We start from the raw sequence: 4,064 nt of genomic DNA on the forward strand, positions 1-4,064 counted from the left end.
AAATCATCTGAAGATGATTGGGAAATTTGTACAGATCTGACTAGAAATTTGCCTCCTGGAGCCCCCCCTGCCTCCTGTGCCCCCCCTGCCTCCCCTGCCTCCTGTGCCCCTGTGCCCCTCTACCTGCCCTGCCTGCCCTGCCCCCACTTCTCTCAATCGGAAGCCAAACAGGATTCCACCGTCGCCACCACCGACTGAGCCAGGGTTTTCAGGTCATAGCCGCCTTCTAAGCCGAAGACGATCTTTGGGGTGAGTTGCAGGCATTGGGTGGCGAACCAGCCGAAATTTTCGGGTTCGAGGGAAATGCTGGCCAGGGGGTCGGCTCGGTTGGCGTCGTATCCGGCGCTGACGATGAGCAAGTCGGGTTGAAACCCCTTCAGGAAGGGGATGACTTTCTGCTCGAAGGCGGGTTGATATAATGCGAAGGTGCTTCCCGGGGACATGGGCAGATTCAACACATTTTCGTAGGCGCCCCGCTCCTGGGGATAGCCGGTTCCGGGGTAGCAGGGGGACTGGTGCAGGGAACAGTAGGCGAGTCGGGGGTGATTTTCGACGAGGCTTTGGGTGCCGTTGCCGTGGTGGACGTCCCAATCGAGGATGGCGACGCGGTTGACTCCGGGCTGTTCGAGGGCGTAGCGGGCGGCGATCGCGGCGTTGGAAAACAGGCAAAATCCCATCCCCCGGCCGGCTTCGGCGTGGTGTCCCGGCGGGCGGGCTAGGACGAAGGAGGGTTTGCCGCCGGACAGGGTGCGGTCGATGCCGTCGAGCCAGGCGCTCACCGCCAGCAGGGCGACATCGTAGCTGTCGGGGGAAACGGGGGTATCGCCGTCCAGGTAGCCGCCCCCGGAACTGGCGATGCTTTCGACCCGGCGGATGTGTTCCTCGGTGTGCAGGGCTGCGATCGCTTCCAAGATGGCTTCCCGGCGTTTTTCAACGGGGGTGGGGGAGAGCCACTGCAATTGTTGCGTCCAGGGAGCCGATCGCAACGCCTCGACGATCGCCCCGAGGCGTTCCGGTCGTTCGGGGTGAAATAGACCCGTTTTGTGCTGTAGAAATTCGTCGGAGTAGATAACGCTTAACATGGCAACACTGGGGATTGACAACTGGCGAAAAAGATGGTGGGTATTTTCACTTTGCGATGGGGGGCGACGGCGATCGTTGAAAGGGGCGATCGCGCCGCCGGATTTGAAATCCGAAAACCCCAGAAACTATGTTATAATTTCAAGAGATAGTCGTCTCTTTTTAAACAAAACCATCGGATAGAATTATTTTATCGAATTGTTTAAATAAAAAGCGGCTGTTTTTTGGATGTTAATGGAGTTTTTGATCGTATGAGCACCTCCGAGTCGCGAATTATCCCGACGGATTTGCGGAACGAGATGCAGCAGTCTTATCTAGAATACGCCATGAGCGTCATTGTAGGTCGGGCGCTGCCAGATGCGAAAGACGGGTTCAAGCCGGTACACCGCCGCATTCTCTACGCCATGCACGAACTGGGCCTGACCCCCGACCGCCCGTTCCGGAAGTGCGCCCGCGTCGTGGGGGAGGTTCTCGGTAAATACCATCCCCACGGCGATACTGCGGTATATGACGCCCTGGTGCGGATGGCCCAGAACTTTTCGATGCGATCGCCCCTGATCCAGGGCCACGGCAACTTCGGCTCCGTGGACAACGACCCCCCGGCGGCGATGCGATACACCGAATGCCGCCTCCACGCCCTCACCTGCGACGCCATGTTGCGGGACATCGACTCCGACACGGTGGATTTCGGGGACAACTTCGACGGCTCCCAACAGGAACCGCTGGTCCTGCCGGCCCGCATCCCCCAACTCCTGCTCAACGGCTCCTCCGGCATCGCCGTGGGCATGGCCACCAACATCCCCCCCCACAACCTGGGAGAACTGGTGGACGGACTAATCGCCACCATCCACAACCCCGACATCACCGACACCGAGCTGATGCGGTACATCCCCGGGCCGGACTTCCCCACCGGGGCGAAAATTCTGGGGCGATCGGGCATTCGGGAGGCCTACACCACCGGGCGGGGTTCCATCACCATGCGCGGCGTCGCCGAGATCGAAACCATCGAACACCGGGGACGGCCCGATCGCGAAGCGATCATCATCACCCAACTCCCCTACCAAACCAACAAGGCAGCCCTGATCGAAAAGATCGCCGAAATGGTGAACGAGAAGCGACTCGAAGGGATCTCCGACATCCGGGACGAGAGCGATCGCGACGGGATGCGGATCGTGGTGGAACTGAGACGGGACGCCTACCCCAGAGTCGTCCTCAACAACCTCTACAAACAAACCCCCCTCCAGAACAACTTCGGGGCGAATATGTTGGCTCTCGTCAACGGCAAGCCAGAACTGCTCACCCTGAAGCAATACCTCCAGGTGTTCCTCGACTTCCGCATCGACACGATCCGGCGCCGCACCGAATACGAAAAACGCAAAGCCGAAGAGCGGGACCACCTGCTGCAAGGATTATTGATCGCCCTCGACAATCTCGACGCGATCATCGCCCTAATTCGCCACGCGGCCGACACCCCCACCGCCAAGCAGGAATTGATGGACCGGTTCGGCCTCTCCGAACCCCAGGCCGACGCCATTTTGCAGATGCAATTGCGGCGCCTGACCGCCCTGGAAGCCCAGAAGATCCAACAAGAACACGAGGAACTGCTGGCTAAAATTGCCGATCTCGACGATATCCTGAATCGGCGGGAGCGGATTTTGGAGATCGTCGAGCGGGAAGCCAAGGAACTGCAAGAACGGCACGGCACGCCCCGGCGCACGGAAATCGAACTGTCCGAAAGCGAACTCGACGAAACGGATCTGATCGCCAACGAAAAAGCGATCATCCTGCTGACCGAACAGGGCTACATCAAGCGGATGCCCGTCAACACCTTCGACGCCCAAAATCGGGCGACCCGGGGCAAATCCGGCACCAAAATGAAGGAAGATGACGGGATCGAACATTTCCTGAGTTGTTGCGACCACGACAGCATTTTGCTGTTCAGCGATCGCGGCGTGGTTTACTGTTTGAAAGCCTATCAAATTCCCATCGGTTCCCGGGCGGCGCGGGGGGTTCCCATCGTGCAGATGTTGCCCATCCCCCGGGAGGAACGGATCACCTCTTTGGTGCCGGTGAGCGAATTCAGCAACGACGAATATTTGGTGATGTTGACCAAGGGCGGTTACATCAAAAAAACGGCCCTTTCCGCCTTCGCCAACATCCGATCGAATGGTTTAATTGCCATTTCGTTGAACGAAGGGGACGAACTGCGCTGGGTGCGGCGGGCAAAAGTGGACGACAGCATCATCATCGGTTCCCGGCGGGGGATGGCGATCCATTTCCGCACCGACGACAAGCAATTGCGGCCTCTCGGTCGGGCGACGCGGGGGGTGAAGGCGATGAAACTCCGCAAGGATGACGAACTGATCGGTATGGATATTTTGCCCAGTTTTATCGTCGCCAATATCGCCCAGTTGGGCGGCGAAGAGGCGGAACTCGAAGAAGAGGAAACCACCGTCGCCGAGGAAGGGGAAGAAACGGAAGAAACCGCGATCGACCCCGACGGCGTTTCCGTCCTGGTGATCACGACGGGAGGCTACGGAAAGCGGGTTCCGGTGGGTCAATTCCGGCTGCAAAATCGCGCTGGAAAGGGGATCATCGCCACCAAGTTCAAGCCGCATCTGTCGGACGATTGCGTGGTGGCCCTCCAGGTGGTGCACGAGATGGACGAACTGATGCTGGTGACGGGCCGGGGGATCATCATCCGCCAGGTGGTGAACGCCATTCCCAGCCAGTCCCGGAGTGCCACGGGGGTGCGGGTGCAGCGGTTGGACAGCGAAGATGCGATCGCGGCCGTGGCCCTGGTTCCGATTTCCGCCGAGGGAGACGAAGCTGAAGTGGCGGCGGAGTTGGAAGAAGTCGCCGAAGTCGCGGAATAGAAAAAGTCGTGGGGGCCGGCCTCCGTGCCGGCTTTCCCCATCCAATTCCGCCCAATCTGGGCAACCCGGGACGGTTGCCCCCACAGATAGAGAATTGAGGAGAATTGA

At 59.4% G+C, this 4,064-nt stretch carries 2 protein-coding genes; one reads left to right on the top strand and one right to left on the bottom strand.

The features are described from left to right. Positions 1-152 precede the first annotated feature (152 nt). Complete coding sequence (locus tag AC0QHF_RS17175; RefSeq protein ID WP_324705456.1) at positions 153-1,082, bottom strand: histone deacetylase family protein; 930 nt, start codon at positions 1,080-1,082, stop codon at positions 153-155. Positions 1,083-1,331: 249 nt separating this feature from the next. Here AC0QHF_RS17175 and gyrA point away from each other — a divergent pair, with 249 nt between their 5' ends. Beyond that, complete coding sequence (gene gyrA / locus AC0QHF_RS17180) at positions 1,332-3,956, top strand: DNA gyrase subunit A (RefSeq protein ID WP_324705457.1); 2,625 nt, start codon at positions 1,332-1,334, stop codon at positions 3,954-3,956. Positions 3,957-4,064: the final 108 nt, after the last annotated feature.

The sequence above is a fragment of the Lyngbya sp. CCY1209 genome (genome assembly GCF_055795065.1).

What these genes read in the sequence shown, in the direction of transcription:
- AC0QHF_RS17175 (WP_324705456.1), bottom strand. Translation starts at nt 1,082, where the DNA reads ATGTTAAGCGTTATCTACTCCGACGAATTTCTACAGCACAAAACGGGT.
- gyrA (WP_324705457.1), top strand. Translation starts at nt 1,332, where the DNA reads ATGAGCACCTCCGAGTCGCGAATTATCCCGACGGATTTGCGGAACGAG.